The sequence below is a fragment of the Rhodococcus sp. RDE2 genome (assembly GCF_020885655.1).
Taxonomy (GTDB): Bacteria; Actinomycetota; Actinomycetes; order Mycobacteriales; family Mycobacteriaceae; genus Rhodococcus; species Rhodococcus pyridinivorans.
Genome location: NZ_AP025186.1, coordinates 256,803 through 274,938, shown reverse-complemented (window position 1 = coordinate 274,938; position 18,136 = coordinate 256,803). Strand labels below are relative to the sequence as shown.

The 18,136-nt window shown below is 68.3% G+C and carries 17 protein-coding genes and 3 tRNA genes; 11 read left to right on the top strand and 9 right to left on the bottom strand.

The genetic code is table 11. The features are described from left to right. Positions 1-9 precede the first annotated feature (9 nt). Positions 10-459 carry a very short patch repair endonuclease gene (locus LPH33_RS01260; RefSeq protein WP_267499185.1) on the top strand — a complete coding sequence of 150 codons (450 nt, stop codon included), beginning with the start codon at positions 10-12 and terminating at the stop codon, positions 457-459. A gap of 30 nt (positions 460-489) precedes the next feature. Here the strand turns inward: LPH33_RS01260 and LPH33_RS01255 are convergent, their stop codons facing one another. Next, a complete protein-coding gene (locus LPH33_RS01255) occupies positions 490-1,638 on the bottom strand; it encodes an acyl-CoA dehydrogenase family protein (protein ID WP_229566810.1) in 1,149 nt (382 codons plus the stop codon). Next, positions 1,638-2,870 (bottom strand): acyl-CoA dehydrogenase family protein, encoded by a 1,233-nt coding sequence (locus tag LPH33_RS01250; RefSeq protein WP_059382197.1) that lies wholly within the window; start codon positions 2,868-2,870, stop codon positions 1,638-1,640. Before LPH33_RS01250 ends, LPH33_RS01255 begins: the two co-directional genes overlap by 1 nt. A gap of 356 nt (positions 2,871-3,226) precedes the next feature. Between LPH33_RS01250 and LPH33_RS01245 the strand changes: the two genes are divergently transcribed. Beyond that, a complete protein-coding gene (locus LPH33_RS01245; protein ID WP_016692677.1) occupies positions 3,227-4,120 on the top strand; it encodes a TIGR03619 family F420-dependent LLM class oxidoreductase in 894 nt (297 codons plus the stop codon). Between the two features lie 70 nt (positions 4,121-4,190). Here the strand turns inward: LPH33_RS01245 and LPH33_RS01240 are convergent. Both LPH33_RS01240 and LPH33_RS01235 read right to left on the bottom strand, forming a co-directional pair. Then, positions 4,191-4,263 (bottom strand) — tRNA-Arg (locus LPH33_RS01240). Between the two features lie 37 nt (positions 4,264-4,300). After that, positions 4,301-4,392: transfer RNA gene (locus LPH33_RS01235), tRNA-Ser, on the bottom strand. 148 nt (positions 4,393-4,540) lie between these two features. Here LPH33_RS01235 and hisC point away from each other — a divergent pair. Continuing rightward, on the top strand, positions 4,541-5,620 hold the full coding sequence (hisC, locus tag LPH33_RS01230) for a histidinol-phosphate transaminase (protein WP_160877284.1): 1,080 nt from the start codon (positions 4,541-4,543) through the stop codon (positions 5,618-5,620). 99 nt (positions 5,621-5,719) lie between these two features. Beyond that, on the top strand, positions 5,720-7,417 hold the full coding sequence (locus LPH33_RS01225) for a bifunctional metallophosphatase/5'-nucleotidase (protein WP_016692675.1): 1,698 nt from the start codon (positions 5,720-5,722) through the stop codon (positions 7,415-7,417). 21 nt (positions 7,418-7,438) lie between these two features. Here the strand turns inward: LPH33_RS01225 and LPH33_RS01220 are convergent, their stop codons facing one another. After that, positions 7,439-8,437 (bottom strand): alpha/beta hydrolase, encoded by a 999-nt coding sequence (locus LPH33_RS01220; protein ID WP_026061225.1) that lies wholly within the window; start codon positions 8,435-8,437, stop codon positions 7,439-7,441. Positions 8,438-8,610: 173 nt separating this feature from the next. Next, on the bottom strand, positions 8,611-10,452 hold the full coding sequence (locus LPH33_RS01215) for an NAD(P)/FAD-dependent oxidoreductase (protein WP_229566809.1): 1,842 nt from the start codon (positions 10,450-10,452) through the stop codon (positions 8,611-8,613). A gap of 147 nt (positions 10,453-10,599) precedes the next feature. On the opposite strand from LPH33_RS01215, the gene LPH33_RS01210 reads away from it, so the two are divergent. The 5 genes from LPH33_RS01210 to LPH33_RS01190 all read left to right on the top strand — a co-directional run bounded on the left by LPH33_RS01210 (position 10,600) and on the right by LPH33_RS01190 (position 14,410). Next, positions 10,600-11,862: a helix-turn-helix domain-containing protein gene (locus LPH33_RS01210; protein ID WP_229566807.1), complete on the top strand. Its 1,263-nt coding sequence runs from the start codon at positions 10,600-10,602 to the stop codon at positions 11,860-11,862. 56 nt (positions 11,863-11,918) lie between these two features. Continuing rightward, on the top strand, positions 11,919-12,575 hold the full coding sequence (locus LPH33_RS01205) for a hypothetical protein (RefSeq protein ID WP_157788872.1): 657 nt from the start codon (positions 11,919-11,921) through the stop codon (positions 12,573-12,575). Between the two features lie 99 nt (positions 12,576-12,674). After that, on the top strand, positions 12,675-13,073 hold the full coding sequence (locus LPH33_RS01200) for a flavodoxin domain-containing protein (protein WP_016692671.1): 399 nt from the start codon (positions 12,675-12,677) through the stop codon (positions 13,071-13,073). A gap of 30 nt (positions 13,074-13,103) precedes the next feature. After that, positions 13,104-13,847, top strand: coding sequence for an MBL fold metallo-hydrolase (locus LPH33_RS01195; RefSeq protein ID WP_016692670.1), 744 nt, complete (start codon positions 13,104-13,106; stop codon positions 13,845-13,847). A gap of 62 nt (positions 13,848-13,909) precedes the next feature. After that, complete coding sequence (locus LPH33_RS01190) at positions 13,910-14,410, top strand: hypothetical protein (RefSeq protein ID WP_037190414.1); 501 nt, start codon at positions 13,910-13,912, stop codon at positions 14,408-14,410. A gap of 48 nt (positions 14,411-14,458) precedes the next feature. Here LPH33_RS01190 and LPH33_RS01185 read toward each other — a convergent pair. Next, positions 14,459-14,546, bottom strand: a tRNA-Ser gene (locus LPH33_RS01185). Between the two features lie 51 nt (positions 14,547-14,597). Next, complete coding sequence (locus tag LPH33_RS01180; protein ID WP_016692668.1) at positions 14,598-15,068, bottom strand: MarR family winged helix-turn-helix transcriptional regulator; 471 nt, start codon at positions 15,066-15,068, stop codon at positions 14,598-14,600. 119 nt (positions 15,069-15,187) lie between these two features. Between LPH33_RS01180 and LPH33_RS01175 the strand changes: the two genes are divergently transcribed. Next, a complete protein-coding gene (locus LPH33_RS01175; protein WP_160877292.1) occupies positions 15,188-16,174 on the top strand; it encodes an NAD(P)H-quinone oxidoreductase in 987 nt (328 codons plus the stop codon). On the opposite strand, the gene LPH33_RS01170 is transcribed toward LPH33_RS01175, so the two are convergent. Next, on the bottom strand, positions 16,171-17,370 hold the full coding sequence (locus LPH33_RS01170; RefSeq protein ID WP_016692666.1) for a cysteine desulfurase-like protein: 1,200 nt from the start codon (positions 17,368-17,370) through the stop codon (positions 16,171-16,173). The genes LPH33_RS01175 and LPH33_RS01170 overlap by 4 nt on opposite strands. Positions 17,371-17,517: 147 nt before the next feature. Here LPH33_RS01170 and LPH33_RS01165 point away from each other — a divergent pair, with 147 nt between their 5' ends. After that, positions 17,518-18,102: a bacterial proteasome activator family protein gene (locus tag LPH33_RS01165; protein WP_016692665.1), complete on the top strand. Its 585-nt coding sequence runs from the start codon at positions 17,518-17,520 to the stop codon at positions 18,100-18,102. Positions 18,103-18,136 lie beyond the last annotated feature (34 nt).

Genomic DNA, 18,136 nt, shown 5'->3' with positions numbered 1-18,136 from the left:
GACACCGTGATGGCGTCGTCGGATCGGCCCGGGACGGATCCGCGTACGAGTGCGCGGATGAGCCGGCAACGCCGACGCGACACCGTTCCCGAAGTGGCGTTGCGCAAGGAACTGCATCGCCGGGGGCGGCGGTTCTTCGTCGACCGAGCTCCCCTGCCCGGTATGCGACGCCGGGCCGACCTCGTCTTCCCTCGTCGTCGGGTCGCGGTCTACGTGGACGGATGCTTCTGGCACAGCTGCCCGCAGCACGCGACGTTCCCAAAGAACAACGCCGAGTGGTGGGCGGCCAAGCTCGCCGCCAACGTGCAGCGCGATCGGGACACCGATGCACGTCTGCAGGCCGCGGGCTGGACGGTGGTGCGGGTGTGGGAGCACGAGGATCCCGTCGTCGCCGCGACGCGCGTGGAGGATGCTCTGGCTGCTCCCCCGGAAACGGATGCAGGGCCGGCGCAGGGGTGATCCCCCGCACCGGCCCTGGCACCGATCCGATCAGCCCTTCGTGAGCTGTGCGTACCGCGCGACGTGCTGTTCGGCGGTGCCGAACTCGTATTCGATCGCGGTCAGTCGCTTGAAGTAGTGCCCGACGGCGAGCTCCTCCGTCATGCCCATGCCGCCGTGGAGCTGGACGGCGTTCTGGCCGACGAAGCGTGCCGCACGGCTGATCGTCGCCTTCGCGGCCGAGACCGCGCGTGCCCGCGTGGCATCGTCGCTGTCGAGATGGAGAACGGCCAGGTAGGCGGCAGACACCGCCTGCTCGACCTCCATGTACATGTCGACCATGCGGTGCTGGAGCGCCTGAAAGCTGCCGATGGGCTGACCGAACTGCTGACGCTGCTTGGCGTACTCGACGGTGTCGGCGAGCACCTTGCGCATGAGACCTACCGCTTCGGAGGACACGGCGGCGGTCGCCTCGTCGATGCCGCGCGAGACGGACGGCCATGCGCCACCCTCCTCGCCGAGCAGCGAGTCGGCGGGCAGTCGCAGACCCGAGAAGACGATGTCGGAGGCACGTCGATCGTCGATCGTGCGGTAGGAGTGGATCTCCACACCGGCCGGCGGGTTCGCGGGGTCGAAGTCGACGAGGAACAGCGAGATGCCGTCGGTGTCGGTGCGCTCGCCCGACGTGCGGGCGGTGACGAGCAGGTGCGTCGCGAGCGGAGCGCTGGTGACGACGGTCTTCTCCCCGTCGACGACCCACTCGTCGCCCTCGCGACGCGCGGTGGTGGACACGTCGTGGAAGACGTATCCGGAGGTGGGTTCGATCGCGGCCAACGCCGTGACGGCCTCACCGGCAGCGATCGCCTCGAGGACGGACCTGGCTCGATCGACCCCTGCGCGATCGAGCAGCCCGCCCCCGAGGACGACCGTGTCGACGTACGGCTCGATGACGAGTGCGTGCCCGAGTGCCTCGGACACCACCATCAACTCGACCGGTCCGCCGCCCATCCCCCCTACCTCTTCCGGAAGCGTGGCCCCGAGGATTCCGAGTTCCTCGGCGAATGCCCGCCACACCTCCGGTTGCCAACCTTCGCCGGTGGTCGCGACCTTCCGGCTTTGCGCCAGGTCGTAGCGACCGGCGAGGAACTTGGTGACCGAATCACGAAGGAGCTCCTGCTCCTTGCTCAAACCGAAGTCCATCAGAGCCCCAATGCTGCTTTGGCGAGAATGTTTCGCTGGATCTCGTTGCTGCCGGCGTAGATCGACCCGGCACGGTCGTTGAAGTAACGCAGCGGCGCGGCGGCCTGCCAATCCTCACCGCTGACGTAGCCGTCGACGGGCGGAACGTAATCGGCCACCGGACCACCGGGCGCGGTGATGTGCGGCTGGTAGACCCGGCCGCGCGGACCGGCCGCTTCGAGGGTCAGCTGGGTGATCGTCTGGCTGAGTTCGGTGCCCAGGATCTTGAGCATCGACGATGCAGGACCGGGGTTCTTGCCCGCGGACAACGCTGCGAGAGTGCGGTATTCGAGGATCTCGAGTACTTCGGTGCGGATACGCGCCTCGGCGAGCTTGGCGGAGAACGCCGGATCGTCGATGAGCCTGCCGCCCGACGGGCCGGGCTGTTCGGCGGCCGCCTCGGCGATCCGCTCGGCCATGACCTGCAGGGCCGGCGCTGCCGCCGCTCCCCCTCGTTCGAAGACGAGCAGGTACTTCGCGACGGTCCAGCCGTCGTCGATCTTCCCCAGCACGTTCTTCTTCGGGACACGCACACCGTCGAAGAAGACCTGGTTCTGCACTTCCTCACCGGACGTCATGACCAGGGGCCGGATCTCGATGCCGGGCGAGGTCATGTCGATGAGCAGGAAGGTGATGCCCTGCTGCTTGCGACCGGTCTTCGAGGTGCGCACGAGGGCGAACATCCAGTTCGCCTCGGTGGCGTGCGTGGTCCAGATCTTGCTGCCGGTGACGATCAGGTCGTCGCCGTCGTCGACCGCCGCCATGCTGAGCGAGGCGAGGTCGGAACCGGCCTCGGGCTCGGAGTAGCCCTGACAGAAGAAGACCTCGCCGGTGAGGATCCGGGGCAGGAAGTAGCTCTTCTGTTCTTCGGTGCCGTAGGCGACGATCGCGTGCGCGACCATGCGGATGCCCATCGGCGACAGGTTCGGGGCGCCCGCGAGGATCGACTCGCGACTGAAGATGTAGTGCTGCGTCTGCGTCCAGTCGCAGCCGCCGTACTCGACCGGCCAGGCCGGCGCCGCCCAACCACGCTCATGGAGGATGCGCTGCCACTCCATGCTCGCCTCATGGTCGGAGTACACGCTCGTCGCGAGTCGGCCGGCCCGCCGCAGTTCGGGCGTCAGCTTCTCCTCGAGAAACGATCGCACCTCGTCTCTGAAGGCGGCGTCGGCCTCTGACCACGCTAGTTCCATGTCTTCTCCCCGCAGAGTGCGACCGCCGTTGCCGGGCCGTCGTGCGAATCGTCGTTAACTTTTCGAGAGTGATACGAAATCTACTTCTGCTCCAGCGGGCTCGTCAATAGACGGATTTCACCCGCGGCACCGGCACGATCCCGGGTCGAGGACGCGGACGATCGAGCGGCCGCTCCCGAGCCGAAGGTCCATCCGAAACGGAGACGGAACGTTCACTCGTTGCGCAGGAATCGAAGACAAGGGCGTTTCGGCTGGTGACTGCGACCACACACTCCGATAGAACCTTGTTCTTGAGAATGTAAGCGTCACTCTTCTACGTCGATATCGGCGGACATCGAAATTCGGAGGGCATTCGAGTGAAGTTCTGGAGCGGGACCGCATTCATGAAGACTGCGGAGATGCCGGCCGTCGCCCGCATGCTCGACGACGCCGGATTCCACGGCCTGCTCGTCTCGGACCACCTGATCTACCCGAAGGAGATGAAGACCGTCTATCCCGGGCACGAGAGCGGCAAGCCGTTCTGGTCACCGGAGACCGAGTGGCCCGACGCCTGGGTGCTCATCGGAGCGATGGCCGCCGTGACGAAGAACCTGCACTTCGGCAACAACGTCTACATCGCGCCGTCCCGGCCGATCCTCGAGGTCGCCAAGCAGGTGGGCACCGCCGCCACGATCGCCGGTGGTCGCGTCTCCATCGGGCTGTCCGCGGGGTGGATGCGCGAGGAGTTCGAACTGCTCGGCCAGGACTTCGACAATCGCGGACCCCGGCTGAACGAGATGATCCGGGCGCTCCGCGAACTATGGAAGGGTGGATGGGTCTCGTTCCGGGGCGAGTACTACGACATCCCCGAGATGACCATCGAACCCCACCCGCCGAGCCCGGTACCGATTCTGTGCGGTGGCGAATCCGGACCGGCGCTCCGACGTGCCGCGCGCTACTGCGACGGCTGGGTCGGCACCGCCTACACGATCGACGTCGCCGAGCAGTGGATCGATCGCATCAACGGCTACCGCCGCGAGTACGGACGCGAGAACGAGCCCTTCGACTTCATCGTCGGCCTGCGCGACGAGCCGTCCGTGGAGCTGTACCGGCGGGCGGAGAAGATCGGCATCACCGGCGTCATGGTGTCGCCGTGGGCGAACTGGGAGGCCACCCACTCGGGCGACCACGATCACCTCCTCGGCACCGCCGAGCAGTACCGCGCGCCGATCGAGGACTTCGCCGAGAGGATCATCACACAGCTCACCTGAGCGGCTCTGCAGCAAGAAGGTCGAGAACGAGAAAACCCTCACCAGAAGTGCCGGTGAGGGTTTTCGTGTGTGCGCCCGAAGGGATTCGAACCCCTAACCTTCTGATCCGTAGTCAGATGCTCTATCCGTTGAGCTACGGGCGCATGTGTATTCAATTGTCGTTGGTGACGCTACACCAACTGGCGGAGGCGAGAGGATTTGAACCTCCGGTCCCCGGTAAGGGGGACAACTCATTAGCAGTGAGTCCCATTCGGCCGCTCTGGCACGCCTCCTCGGGGATTCGATGCTCTCGAACCGCCGGATCGAAACATTACACATGCCCCGAGGGGAAACGCAAAACGCCTGGTCAGAGGCGTGTAGATGGACGGTCTCCCCCATCCTGCCGACAGACGGTCCCACGACGAGGCGCATAATCGGCTCGTGACTCCACGGACCCGCCCCGACCTCGAATCGATCCCCGCCTACGTTCCGGGCCGCTCGTTCCCCGGTGCGGTGAAGCTCGCCAGCAACGAGACGACCATCGGCCCGCTCCCCAGCGTCCGGGAGGCGATCGCCGACGCTGCCGCCGGCCTCAACCGCTACCCCGACAACGGCGCGACCGAGCTCGTCGCGGCACTGTCGGAGCGACTCGGCGTCCCGACCGAGCGGATCGCCGTGGGCTGCGGATCGGTGAGCCTGTGCCAGGAGCTCGTGCAGATCACGTGCGACGCGGGCGACGAGGTGATCTTCGCGTGGCGGTCGTTCGAGGCGTACCCGATCATCGCGGCCGTCGCCGGCGCGACCGCCGTGCGCGTCCCGAACACCGCGGATCACGGTCACGACCTGAAGGCCATGCTCGCCGCGATCACCGAGCGCACGCGGCTGATCTTCGTGTGCAATCCCAACAACCCCACCGGGTCGCTGCTGGGCAAGGAGGAGCTCGCACAGTTCCTCGACGCCGTCCCCGAGCACATCGTCGTCGCCCTGGACGAGGCGTACTTCGAGTACGTCCGCCCCGAGCCCGGTGAGGATCTGCCCGACGGTCTCGAGCTCGCGGAGGGCCGCAGCAACGTCGTCGTGCTCCGCACCTTCTCCAAGGCCTACGGTCTCGCCGGGATCCGCGTCGGGTACGCCGTCGCCGACCCGTCCGTCGTGACGGCGCTGAGCAAGGTCCACACCCCGTTCTCCGTCAACTCGCTCGCCCAGACGGCTGCCGTGGCCTCGCTCGCCGCCGCGAACGAGTTGCTCGCGCGCACCGAGGGTGTCGTCGCCGAGCGGGAACGGGTCCACGCGGCACTCGTCGAGGCCGGCTACGAGGTGCCCGCGAGCGCCGCAAACTTCCTCTGGCTGCCGCTGGGTGAACGCTCCGCCGCGTTCTCCGAGGCCGCAGCGGAGGCAGGCGTGGTCCTGCGCAACTTCACCGGCGAGGGCACACGGGTGACGATCGGCGACCCGCACGAGAACGATCTGTTCCTCGACTTCGCGACCGGGCAGGGACGGGCACTCGCCGGCATCGGCTGATCCTGTGACGAGACCCAACCGTTATGGCTGGGTATCGGTGGCGTGATCCGGCCCTGACAGACTCGGGCGGTCGGATCGGGCCGGGGTCGGAGGAACTGCATGGGGGCAGGCAAGGTGCGGCGCGCCCTGTCGGCCTGCGCAGTCGTCGGCTCACTGGTCGCCTTCGGTGGTGCGGCACCCGCCGGCGCTGCACCGACCAGCACGGTCCCCTCGAACACCGTCCCGCTCCGGGTGATCGCATTCGGCGACCTGCACGGAAATCTGCTGCCCCCGCAGGGACTGCACGGCGAGGTCGTCCGGTCGGACGGCGTCTCGGTCCCCGCGGGCGGTGCGGCCTATCTCGCCGCCTACGTCCGGCAGCTCCGGGAACAGGCCGACAACTCCGTGCTCTACGCGGTGGGCGACACGTGGGGTTCGTCGCCGCTCGAGTCGGGTCTGTTCCACGACGAGCCGACCATCGCCCTGCTCGACGAACTCGACCTCACCGCCGCGACCCTCGGCAACCACGAACTCGACCGCGGCTACGCCGAATTCGAGCGGCTCCGGGACGGCGGGTGCCACCCGAAGGAAGGGTGCCTCTACACCGAGCCGTTCGAGGGTGCGAACTTCCCGATCCTCGGCGCCAACCTCACCACGTCGGACGGCACACCGGCCGCTCTCCCCTACAGCATCGACTACGTCGACGGACTGCCCGTCGGGGTCATCGGCGTCGTGCCGAGCAACACCCCCGACATCATCCGGCCCGACGCGATTGCCGGATTGCGGTTCGAGGACGAGATCGCCGCCGTCAACCGCACCGCCGACATCCTCGGCGCGCTCGGCGTCCGTTCGATCGTGGTGCTCTACAAGGGCGACATCGGAGCCATCGACGGCGACGATCCGTGCCCGAGCGGGGACGGCGGGGCGGCGGCGATCGCGACGTCCGTCTCCCCCGATGTGGACCTCATCATCACCTCCGACGGCGACCGGCACTTCAACTGCACCTACACCGACCCGGCGGGCAGGCCGCGCACCGTCGTGCAGGGCGCCTCGCACGGGCGCATCCTCTCCGTCGCCGATCTGGTCATCGACCGGCAGAGCCGGGAGGTGCTGCGCGACCGGACCGTCGTCTTCACGCAGGTCGTCACGCACGACATCGATCCGGATCCGACCACTCTCGAGTTCGTCGACCGGGCGGTCGAGAAGTCGGCGGAGGTCGCGAACCGGTCCATCGCCCGCATCGGTGCCGACGTCACGCGCAGCGAGAGCCCGAGCGGAGAGTCGGCGTTGGGCAATCTGGTGGCCGATGCGCAACTCGCAGCGACGCGGCATCTCGGGGCTCAGATCGCCCTGATGAATCCCGGCGGACTGCGCGGCGACCTCCTCGCCGGCGACGGCACCGTCTCGTATCGCGAGACCTACGCCGTGCAGCCCTTCGGGAACATGCTGCAGGTACTCGACCTCACCGGGGCCCAGCTCGACGTGCTGCTCGAGCAGCAGTTCCAGGACGGCCCGGTCGGCTCGGAGATCGAACGCATCCTGGCGCCGTCGCACAATCTGAACTACACACTCGACCGCCTGGCGCCGCGCGGCGAACGGATCCGTTCGATCACGATCGACGGCGAGGCCGTCGACCCCGAACGCGTGTACAAGGTCGTGATGAACAACTTCCTGGCCGGCGGCGGCGACGGTTTCACCGTGTGCACGGAAGCGCACGGGCTGGTCGGCGCGGGCAAGGATCTCGATGCCCTCAACAGCTATCTGGCGACCCGCTCACGCGTGGAGCCGCCGGCCGTCGACCGCATCCGCCTGCACTGAGACGGTGCCGTCGATGCGCGGTCAGCGGAGTCCGAGTGCGTCGGCGAGGGTCGGCCAGGCGGCCTTGATGTCGTCCTGCCAGTAACCCCACGAGTGCGTGCCCCACGGGCGGTAGACGACCTGCGCGGGGATGCCGAGTTCGCGGAGGCGACGGTCGTAGGTGACGGTGCACACGAAGGTGCCGATCTCGAGCGGCGCACCGACGGTGAGCACGTCCTGACCGGCACCGAGATCGTGCGGGCCGAGCAGGCCGTTGCCGGTGCTGAGGAAGACCTCCTTGCCGCGCAGTTTCTCGGCGAGCAGGTAGGAGTCGTGTTCCTCCCACCGCGCGTCCTCGGGCGGCCCCCACATGTTGTCGGGATTGCCACCCTTGTACGCGACGGTCCCGCGGACGGTGTCGCGGGAGCGGTCGCTGGAGGTGTCGTAGCAGCCGCTGAGCGCCGCGACCCCCTGGTAGAGGTCGGGGTTGCGGGTGATCAGGGACATCGCGCCGGTGGCACCCATCGACAGACCCGCGACGGCGTTGGTGCCGTTGCCGTCGAACTCGGCGTCGATCAGCGGGGGCAGTTCCTCCGTCAGGAAGGTCTCCCACTTGTTGATGCCGAGGACGGGGTCGGGGTTGTTCCAGTCGGTGTAGTAGCTCGCGGTGCCACCCACGGGAAGGACGACATTGGTGTTCTTGTCGGCGAAGAACTCCTCGATGTCGGTGCGTTGCGTCCACGTGCTCTCGCGGAACTCGGACTCCTCGCCGGCGCTGACGCCGTCGAGCAGATAGAGAGTGGGGCGCGGCCCCGCCGAGGCCGGGTGCAGCACCTGCACCGGCACGACCCGGTTCATCGAGGCGGAGTGGACGAACAGCTTCGTCTGCCTGTCGCCGACGCGCTCGACGTGGTCGATCCTGGCCGACACCGGTTGCATGTGGGGCGGTTGGGCATGGACCGGTCGGGCATGGGCGATCGCCGTGCCGCAGACCGGCGCCATCAGGGCCACTGCCACAGCCGCCGCAAGTCTCTTCACCATCGAACTCCCCGTCCCCCGACGACCTGCAGTGATCTCACAGTCACTACCTGTACCCGGTCAAGCGGACCTGCACGCGACCCTAATACTCACCCGCCGATTCGTGACGTATCGGAGAATCCACGGCCGCGTCGCCCCCGCCTGGTGGCGGGAGCGACGCGTGGGAGCCGAGTCGATCAGCGGAGGTGGTGCACCTCCTGCAGTCCGTAGACCGGGGTCGGGATGCCCTCGTAGCGCGCCTTGAGCTGCAGCGCCAGGTAGAGCGAGTAATGCCGCGACTGGTGCAGGTTGCCGCCGTGGAACCACAGGCCGTCCTGCTGCGTGGGCTTCCACATGTTGCGCTGCTCACCCTCCCAGGGACCGGGGTCCTTGGTGGTGTCGGAGCCCAGACCCCAGCACTTGCCCACCTTGTCCGCGACCTCCTGCGAGATCAGGTCGGCGACCCAGCCGTTCATCGAGCCGTAGCCGGTCGCGTAGACGACGAGATCGGCTTCGAGTTCGGTGCCGTCCTCGAGGATCACCGACGTCTCGGTGAGTTCGCGGACGTTGCCGTGGGCGAGCTTGATGTCGCCGTTCGCGACGAGTTCGGAGGCGCCGACGTCGATGTAGTAGCCGGATGCGCGACGCAGGTACTTCATGAACAGACCCGAACCGTCGTCCCCCCAGTCGTGCTGGAAGCCCGCCTTCTCGAGCCGGTCGTAGAACTCGGCGTCGCGCTCGCGGATCTTCTCGTAAATCGGGATCTGGAACTCGTGCATGATCCGGTACGGCAGGGACGCGAAGGTCAGGTCGGCCTTCTGGGTCGTGACGCCGGCGGCGAGGGCCCGCTCGGAGTACAGGTCGCCGAGACCGAGATCCATCAGCGAATCGGATCGGACGATGTGCGTCGACGAGCGCTGCACCATGGTGACGTCGGCGCCGACCTCCCACAGGGCACCGCAGATGTCGTGGGCACTGTTGTTGGCACCGATCACGACGGCCTTCTTGCCGGCGTAGGCGTCCGGGCCCGGGTGTGCGCTGGAGTGGTGCTGTTCGCCGCGGAACAGGTCCATCCCGGGGAAGTCGGGGATGTTCGGCTTACCCGACATGCCGGTCGCGATGACGAGCTGCTTCGGCCGGAGGACCACCGGTTCGCCGTCGCGCACGACGTTGATGGTCCATTCGCCCGTCGCCTCGTCGTAGCTCGCCGAGGTGCACTCCGACTTCGACCAGTACGGAACCTCCATCACCTTCGTGTACATCTCGAGCCAGTCCGCGATCTTGTCCTTGGGCGCGAAGACCGGCCAGTTGTCGGGGAACGGCATGTACGGCAGGTGGTCGTACCAGACGGGGTCGTGCAGGCACAGCGACTTGTAGCGGCCGCGCCACTGGTCGCCGGGACGGTCGTACTTGTCGAGCACGATCGCGGGCACACCGAGCTGACGCATGCGTGCGCCGAGCGCGATGCCGCCCTGACCACCACCGATGATCACGACGTAGGGCTGACGGGTGTAGCCGAGTTCGCGTTCCTCGATCTCGCGCTGCTCCGACCACGTGACGCGGTGCTTGTCCGCACCGTGCTTCGTGCCGCGGGGGCGACGCGTGCCCTTGTTCTCCTCGTGGCCCTTCAGCTCCTGCATCGTGGTCAGCAACGTGAAGGCACGGTCCTCGCCGCTCTCCTCATCGCGCTTCAGGCGCAGATGGCCGACGCCGCGACCGACCGCGGTCTCGAACGCGATCCAGGCGCTGAGCACGCCGTCGTCGTCGCTCGCAGGTTCGGTGGTGCGGAAGCCGCTCGGATCGGTGTCGGCGAGTCGCGCGTGCAGCATGTCCGAGACGCCCTCGCGTCCCTCGACGGTCTTGAGGTTCCAGGTGAAGGCGACCAGGTCGCGCCAGAAGGAATCGGTGCCGAACAGGCCCGCAGCGGCGTCGACGTCGCGCTGCGCGAGGGCGGTTTCGAAAGCCTGCAACCAGGCGTCGACGCGTTCGTCGGGCGTCGCGGCGCCGGAGGTCGTGGGCTTGTCGAGGGTGTCGGTCATGGTGAGTCCTTTCCCGTGGTGATGTGATCCAGGACACTCCCCGTGGCCGCTCCCCCACAAGCGTTGCGTCACGTTGCACGGCATCCGATGTGTGGCGCAGCACACATTTGCCACCTATGCTCCGAGGACGACGACGAAGAGGAGACCGTGACCACGTTCAGCGCGATCGCGCCCGGCACCGACCTGTCGCGCTACGCGCGGGAGCTGACGCGGATGCACGACGCGGTGATCGGCGGCGCCCGGTCACCCATGCGACCCCGCCCCCTCGTGTCCCGCTCGTGGCAGCGCGTGCTCGACGCAGGCCTCGATCCCACCGGCACCAACGAGCGCAGCCGGCTCCCCGCTGCGGAGGTCGAGCGACGTCGACGCGCATCCGCCCTCTCCGCGGTGATCGGCGATCTCGAGCAGGTCATCACGCCCGTCGCCGACGCCTCGCATCTGCTGCTGGTGGTGACCGACGCCGACGGCGTGATCCTTTGGCGCAGCGGCTCGGCAGCGATCCGTTCCCGCGCCGACGCCCTCGGTTTCCAGGAGGGCACGGTGTGGACCGAGTCGACGGTCGGCACCAACGCCATCGGCACGGCGCTCGCGGAGGCCGCGCCCGTGCAGTTGTTCTCGGGTGAGCACTTCGAGACGACCCAGCACCCCTGGTACTGCACCGCCGCGCCGATCCACGATCCGATCCGCGGCGACCTGCTGGGCATCGTCGACGTCAGCGGCCCCGCGCTGACCCTGCACCCGGCCATCATCGCCCTCGTCGACACCGCCGTCCGGCTCGCCGAAGCGCAACTGTGGCGGCGGCACGAGGTGCGGCTCGAACGGCTGCGCACCGAGGCCGCTCCGTTGCTGTCGTCGACGCGGGGACCGGTGCTGCTCGTCGACGAGGACGGCTGGGTCGCGCACGCCTCCGGTATCGCCGCCGAGCGGGTCGCGGTTCCGCGGCACGCACGCCCGCTGACCGTTCCCGGTATGGGACTGTGTGTGCCCGAGCGCCTTTCGCACGGCTGGCTGATCCGGGGTGCGGCCTCGTCGTCGCGCATGCGGATGGTGCTGCACGTGTCGTCGTCGCCCACGGTGGAGGTGTTCGGGGACGACGACTCGTGGCGCAGCATCGTCACCGCACGTCAGGCCGAGATCCTGCTGTTGCTGCACGAGCGCGGCCCGGACGGCATGACGGTCGCGGCGCTCAGCCGGGCCCTCTACGGGGACGACGACCACGCGGTATCGGTCCGCGCCGAGGTGTCGCGGCTGCGCCGCGCGATCGGGGACGTGATCGAGAGCAAGCCGTACCGACTCGCCGCGACCGTCGACCTGTCGCTGGATCTCGGTGCGGACGAACGCCTCGCCGACTCCGACTTCGTCCGCCGCTCCGGGGCGCCGGGGGTGCGGGCGCTCGGCATCTCCGGCTGAGACGTCGATCGATCGGACGACTGTGCAGGGCGGCCGTGTGATCGAGCATGGTCGTCATGCGTCGTGGACTGCTCCGGACAGGTTTGCTCGCGCTCGGCTGCGCCGCGGGCGTCACCGCACTGACCGCCTGCGGTGGTGCGAGTCCTGCGGCCGACACACCGCCGTCGACGGTCACCTCGTACGTGACGGTCACCGAGACGGTTCCGGCCACCACCCCGCGGACCACATCGGTGCCCGCGACGACCACGCCGAGTACGACCGCGTCCTCGACCACCTCGCCGGTCGCGGTCCCGCCGACCACCACCGCACCGACCACCACCGCACCGACCACCACGTCCGCAGCGCCGGCCGTTCCCGTCGTCACGTCGGTGACCGTCCTGACCGAGCGTTCCGGACTCGGTCACCTCATCGGACCCGACATGTACGAGGCGACCTCGTGGGGGAAGGCGAGCGTGATCTTCCGGTGGCGGGCGCAGACCGCGGACGGTGAACTCTGGAAGGAGACCTGCCAGGTGGTCTCGACGGTGACCGGCCCGGGCGGGTACGTCCACAACGACCGGAGCGCCGCCTGTTCGGGGCGGATGCGCGCCAACGAACTCGTGCTGGGGACCCCAGGTGTCTATATGGTCACGACCGAAGTCGTCGGACCCGAAGGACTTTCCACCGCAGTCGGTACGAAGACGTTCGAGGTCTTCCCCGACAGCACCCCGTAGGCCGGATCGACCTCCCGCAACGGCCGGGCACATGTTTCCGCCCCTCGGGGACCGGGAACGCACCAGTGAACCCGAGTCGCCGAACATGCTGGAGACACAATGACCGTTCTCGTCGTCACGGACAGTCCCGAAGGTCCGACCCAGAAGATCGCCCGGCTCGTCGCCGACGCCCTGGGAGAGCGGGACATCGACGTCACCGTCGGTGACATCTCCGACCTCGAGCGGTCGGAGGAGTTCGAGGGCGTCGTCTTCGGAGGCGAGGTCGACGCCGGCGAGTACTCGCCCGATACCGCCGAACTGTTGTCGTCGCGGGCCTCCGGGCTGAGTCAGCAGCTCGTGTGGTTGTTCGCAGTGGGCGACGAAAGCGCCGAGGACACACCGGATCTGGTGTCCGAACTCGCCGCGCTCGACTACCGGTCGTTCGGTCCGTCGGCGGGTGAGGACGAGGTGCGGTCGTGGGCCGCCTTCATCGCCGACGAGATCGACGGACACAGCTGAACCCGCACGTTCCCCGAGCGAAGGGCCGCCATGCTCCACACGGATGTCGCGCCGGGCGTGCATCGCCTCGCGCACGCCGACGTCAACGTCTACCTGATCGAGGACGACGCCGGAGTGACCATCGTCGACACGGGACTGCCCGCGACGGCCGGTCGCATCGAGGAGGCGATCTCGCACATCGGTCGCCGGATCGACGACGTGCAGGGAGTCGTCCTCACGCACGCCCACTTCGATCACGTCGGGTCGGCGAAGCGGCTGCGTGAAGGGTGGCGGGTGCCGGTGTGGGCGCATCGTGACGAGAAGTTCCTCGCCGCCCACCCCTACCGCTACCAGCACGAACGCAACCGGCTGCTCTATCCCGTCCGGTATCCCGCCTGCATCCCCGTGCTCGCCCGGATGACCGTGGCCGGTGCGTTGTGGGTGCGGGGGGTCGACGACGTGACGCTCTTCCACGACTCCGAACCCCTCGACCTGCCGGGCCGGCCCGTCCCCCTGCACACCCCCGGCCACACCTACGGGCACTGCGCGCTGCATCTCCCCGACCGCGACACCGTGATCGTCGGCGATGCCATCGTCACCCTCGATCCGTACACGGGCAGGCACGGTCCGCAGATCGTCTCGGGTGCGGCAACCGCCGACAGCGCTACCGCCCTCGCCTCCCTGGCGGCCATCGCCGGTACCGGCGCGAAACATGTCCTCGTCGGCCACGGCGAACCCTGGCACGACGGTGCTGCCGCGGCCGTGGACCGAGCGGTGGCCGCCGGACCGAGCTGACGCATCGCGATCGACTCCCGGGATCCGGGGACATGCCCGCACGGCGCGGGCACACTGGCCGCATGAATGCTCTCGATGCCACTCTTCTGACCGGCGTCGCCGATCCGAAGCTCGAGGCCTTCTCACGGTTCGACGGAAGCTGGGATCTGCAGTGGAGTCGCCCCGGGGACGAGGAGGCACCCGCGTCACTGTGGGGAGAAGTGCACTTCGGCACCGTGCTCGGCGGGCGAGCGATCCAGGACGTGTGGATCGTCCCGGCCGGTGATCAGCAGTCGACCGAGGACGAGCGTTATTCGTTCCACGGCACCACGATCCGGTTCTTCGACGACGGGATCGGCGCCTGGCGTTCCACCTGGATCGAGCCGATCCACGGGCGCGTCCGCACGTTCGTCGGACGGCCGTCCGGCGACGAGATGCACCTGATCAGCACCGACGGCGACCCGTTCCTCCGGTGGCGGTTCACGGAGGTGGGCGCCGATCACTTCGTCTGGCTCGGCGAATACTCCGTCGACGAGGGGCGCACCTGGATCCTCGAGGAGAAGATGGTCGCCACCCGGCGGTAGAAACGAGAAGAGGTTCCGACTCCCTGACGGGTGCCGGAACCTCTTCCGTGGCGGAAGCGGAGGGATTTGAACCCCCGTTGGTGTTACCCAAGCTCGCTTTCAAGGCGAGTGCATTCGGCCGCTCTGCCACGCTTCCGTGGCAGATCCTAACCGCTCGACGCAAGCAGGGCCTAACCGATTCGCGACCTCAGCGGTCGGCCAGAGTGTGCTCGACGCGCGCGAAGACCCGCGCCAGCATGTCGAGTTCGTCGGCCGACAGCAGGTCGATGAGGTAGTTGCGCACGTCGTCGACGTGGGTGGGGGCGGCCTCCGCCAGACGCCGCCGGCCCTCCTCGGTGATGGTGGCGAGCACACCGCGACCGTCGTCGGGGCACGAACTGCGCACGACCATCTTCTCCTGCTCCATCCGCCGGATCTGATGGGTGAGACGACTGCGCGAGGACAGCACGCCGTCGGCGAGGTCGCTCATGCGCAAGGCGCCGTCGGGGGCTTCGGAGAGCATGACCAGGATCCGATATTCCGCCAGCGACAGGTCGTGTCGATCGTTGAGGGACCGACCGAGGGCGCTCATGAGACGGTTGTTGCCGTCCATGTAGAGACGCCAGGCCTCCTGCTCCTTTGCGGTCAACCACTTGGGTTCGTCTCGTTCGCTGGTCACGCCGGGAGTGTAATGCCGACGGCCCGATCCGGTTACTGCACGGTAGTTTCGAGCAGGTGAGCGCGCCGCGAGCGGAGTGATCATCCCCTCACCGCGTCGCACGCGATAGCGTCGAACACATGCATGCAATCGTCGCCACCGAACCCGGTGGTCCAGAAGTTCTCCGGTGGACCGAGCAGCCCGACCCGGACCTGCCTCCCGGGCACGTACTTCTCGATGTCGCGGCGACCGCGGTCAACCGCGCCGACCTGCTGCAACGACGCGGCCTCTACCCGCCGCCCCCGGGGGCGAGCGACATCCTGGGCCTCGAATGCTCCGGAGTGATCTCCGAACTCGGTGAGGGTGTGACGGGCTGGAACATCGGCGACAAGGTCTGCGCCCTGCTCACCGGCGGCGGTTACGCCGAGAAGGTCGCGGTCCCCGCCTCCCAGCTCCTGCCCGTCCCGAAGGGCATCGACCTCGCGGTCGCCGCGTCGCTTCCCGAGATCGCGTGCACGGTGTGGTCGAACGTCGTGATGACGGCCGGCCTGAAGCGCGGCGACGTCCTGCTCGTGCACGGTGGCGGCGGTGGCATCGGCACGCACGCCATCCAGGTGGGCAAGGCGCTCGGCGCAAAGGTGGCGGTGACGGCTTCGGCCGGCAAGCTCGACCGCTGCCGCGAACTCGGCGCCGACCTGGCGATCGACTACCGCGAACAGGACTTCGTCTCCGAGGTGCGCAACGCCTTCGGTGGCGCCGACGTCGTGCTCGACAACATGGGCGCGAAGTATCTGTCCCGGAACATCGACGTCCTCGCTCCCGACGGATGGCTCGTCGTCATCGGCATGCAGGGCGGCACCAAGGGCGAACTGCACCTCGGCAAGCTGCTCGCCAAGCGCGGTCACGTCGCCGCGACCGGCCTGCGCGGCCGTCCGGACTCGGGTCCGTCGGGCAAGAGCGAGATCATCGACTCCGTGCGCGCCAATCTGTGGCCGCTCATCGAGGAGGCGAAGGTCCATCCCGTCGTGCACGCCGAGCTGCCGATCACCGAGGCCGCCCGGGCACACGAACTGCTCGACAGCCCCGAGACCGTCGGGAAGGTCGTGCTGCGGATCGAACGCAACTAGAGGTTGCGGAGCTCGCGGACGAGCTGATCGACCTCGAAGCTCGTGGTGTAGGGGGCGAGGCCGATGCTCACCGCTCCCCCTTCGTCGCTGACGCCGAGGGAGTCGAGGAGCCGGCTCGATCCGCGGGTGCTCGCCACCGTCGCGATGCGGCGGTCGGCGAGATGCGCGGCGACCTTCTCGGCCGGGACGCCGTCGACGGTGAAGCTGAGGGTGGGGACGCGGCTCGATGCGCGGCCGAGCACGATCACGCCGGTGAGGCTGTCGAGCTGCCGCATGAGGCGGTCGAACAGCACGTCCTGGTAGTTCTGCATCGAGCTGATCGAGATGTCGAGACGCTCGCGGCGCGTACCGGTGGCGTCGTCGTCCAGTGAGGCGATGAAGTCGATGGACGCGGGGATACCGGCGAGCAGACCGAACTGGTGACCGCCCACCTCGAGACGTTCGGCGCCGCGTGCGTGCGGGTTCAGCGACATCGCCGGGACTCGTTCGAGATGCGAGGGGTCGGCGAAGACGAGCGCACCGATCTGCGGTCCGCCCCATGCGGCGATGTCGACGGTGATGACGTCGGCGCCGAGATCGTCGATGTCGACGTGGGCGTAGGGGGCGGCGCCGGCGGCGTCGACGACCATGAGCCCACCGACCTCGTGGACGAGATCCGCGACGACCCGCACGTCGGGCGCGGTGCCGACGATCGACGACGCCGCGGTGAGCGCGACGAGCCGGGTGGTGGGCGTGATGAGTTCCTCGTACTGCCAGGTGGGCAGTTCGCACGTCTCGATCTCGACCTCGGCCCAGCGCACCTGCGCGCCGTAGCGGCTCGCGACCCGCAACCAGGGAGCGATGTTCGCCTCGTCGTCGAGCCGCGAGAGCACCATGCCGGTGCCGAGCCCGAGGCGGGAACTGAGCGCTTCGGCGAGCCAGGCGAGCAGCACCGCGTGGCTCGGACCCAGGACGACGCCGTCCGGGTCGGCACCCACGAGTTCCGCGACCGCGACGCGCGCCTCCTGGAGGATCGCGGCGCTGCGACGCGACGACAGGTGCCGTCCGGTCGACGACGCGGCCGAGTTGCGGAAGGCAGTGGACACGGTGCGCGACACCACGTCGGGGATCTGCATACCGGCCCGTGGATCGAGATGGATCCACCCGTCCCCGAGCGAGGGGATCAACCCCCGGATCCGGGCAACGTCGTAAGCCATGGCAGACACTCTAGGTCCCGATGTCAATCGGGACGCGCCGTACCTGCACTCGGCGTTGCCGTCTCGGTAGGCTCGATCGGGGTACCCGGCACTCCGGGACCTTCGGGCAACCGGGCACCCCCGGGGTGGGAAAGGGAGAATGGAGCCATGACGCATCCGGACAACGACCAGGTTCTCGTGATCGGACCCGACGGCCGACCCATCCGTGTCTCCCGTGAGGAGGCGGCCCGCGTGGAGGCCGACGGCCGACCGGAGGAGGAGAAGACCGAGAACGGCGGCGAATCCCTGGCCGACATGGTCGAGCAGCCGGCGAAGGTCATGCGGATCGGCACCATGATCAAACAACTCCTCGAAGAGGTGAAGGCCGCGCCGCTCGACGACGCCAGCCGCACCCGGCTCAAGGACATCCACCTGTCGTCCATCCGCGAACTCGGTCAGGGCCTCGCCCCCGACCTGCGGGAAGAACTCGAGCGGCTCGCGCTGCCCTTCGGTGAGGACGCAGTGCCCTCCGACGCCGAGCTGCGCATCGCGCAGGCCCAGCTCGTCGGCTGGCTCGAAGGTCTGTTCCACGGCATCCAGACGGCGCTGTTCGCTCAGCAGATGGCCGCTCGTGCCCAGCTCGAGCAGATGCGTCAGGGAGCCCTCCCGTCCGGTGCCGTGCACGGCGGTCACGGCCAGAACGATCAGCAGATCCCCGGCCAGACCCACCCCGGAACCGGCCAGTACCTGTAGTCCCACCGGGTACGCCCCGGGACTCGGGTATCGG

Bases quoted from the DNA above. Each gene is read 5' to 3' on its own strand.
- LPH33_RS01260 (WP_267499185.1), top strand. From the start codon at position 10: ATGGCGTCGTCGGATCGGCCCGGGACGGATCCGCGTACGAGTGCGCGG.
- LPH33_RS01255 (WP_229566810.1), bottom strand. From the start codon at position 1,638: ATGGACTTCGGTTTGAGCAAGGAGCAGGAGCTCCTTCGTGATTCGGTC.
- LPH33_RS01250 (WP_059382197.1), bottom strand. From the start codon at position 2,870: ATGGAACTAGCGTGGTCAGAGGCCGACGCCGCCTTCAGAGACGAGGTG.
- LPH33_RS01225 (WP_016692675.1), top strand. From the start codon at position 5,720: ATGGGGGCAGGCAAGGTGCGGCGCGCCCTGTCGGCCTGCGCAGTCGTC.
- LPH33_RS01220 (WP_026061225.1), bottom strand. From the start codon at position 8,437: ATGGTGAAGAGACTTGCGGCGGCTGTGGCAGTGGCCCTGATGGCGCCG.
- LPH33_RS01215 (WP_229566809.1), bottom strand. From the start codon at position 10,452: ATGACCGACACCCTCGACAAGCCCACGACCTCCGGCGCCGCGACGCCC.
- LPH33_RS01205 (WP_157788872.1), top strand. From the start codon at position 11,919: ATGCGTCGTGGACTGCTCCGGACAGGTTTGCTCGCGCTCGGCTGCGCC.
- LPH33_RS01200 (WP_016692671.1), top strand. From the start codon at position 12,675: ATGACCGTTCTCGTCGTCACGGACAGTCCCGAAGGTCCGACCCAGAAG.
- LPH33_RS01195 (WP_016692670.1), top strand. From the start codon at position 13,104: ATGCTCCACACGGATGTCGCGCCGGGCGTGCATCGCCTCGCGCACGCC.
- LPH33_RS01190 (WP_037190414.1), top strand. From the start codon at position 13,910: ATGAATGCTCTCGATGCCACTCTTCTGACCGGCGTCGCCGATCCGAAG.
- LPH33_RS01175 (WP_160877292.1), top strand. From the start codon at position 15,188: ATGCATGCAATCGTCGCCACCGAACCCGGTGGTCCAGAAGTTCTCCGG.
- LPH33_RS01170 (WP_016692666.1), bottom strand. From the start codon at position 17,370: ATGGCTTACGACGTTGCCCGGATCCGGGGGTTGATCCCCTCGCTCGGG.
- LPH33_RS01165 (WP_016692665.1), top strand. From the start codon at position 17,518: ATGACGCATCCGGACAACGACCAGGTTCTCGTGATCGGACCCGACGGC.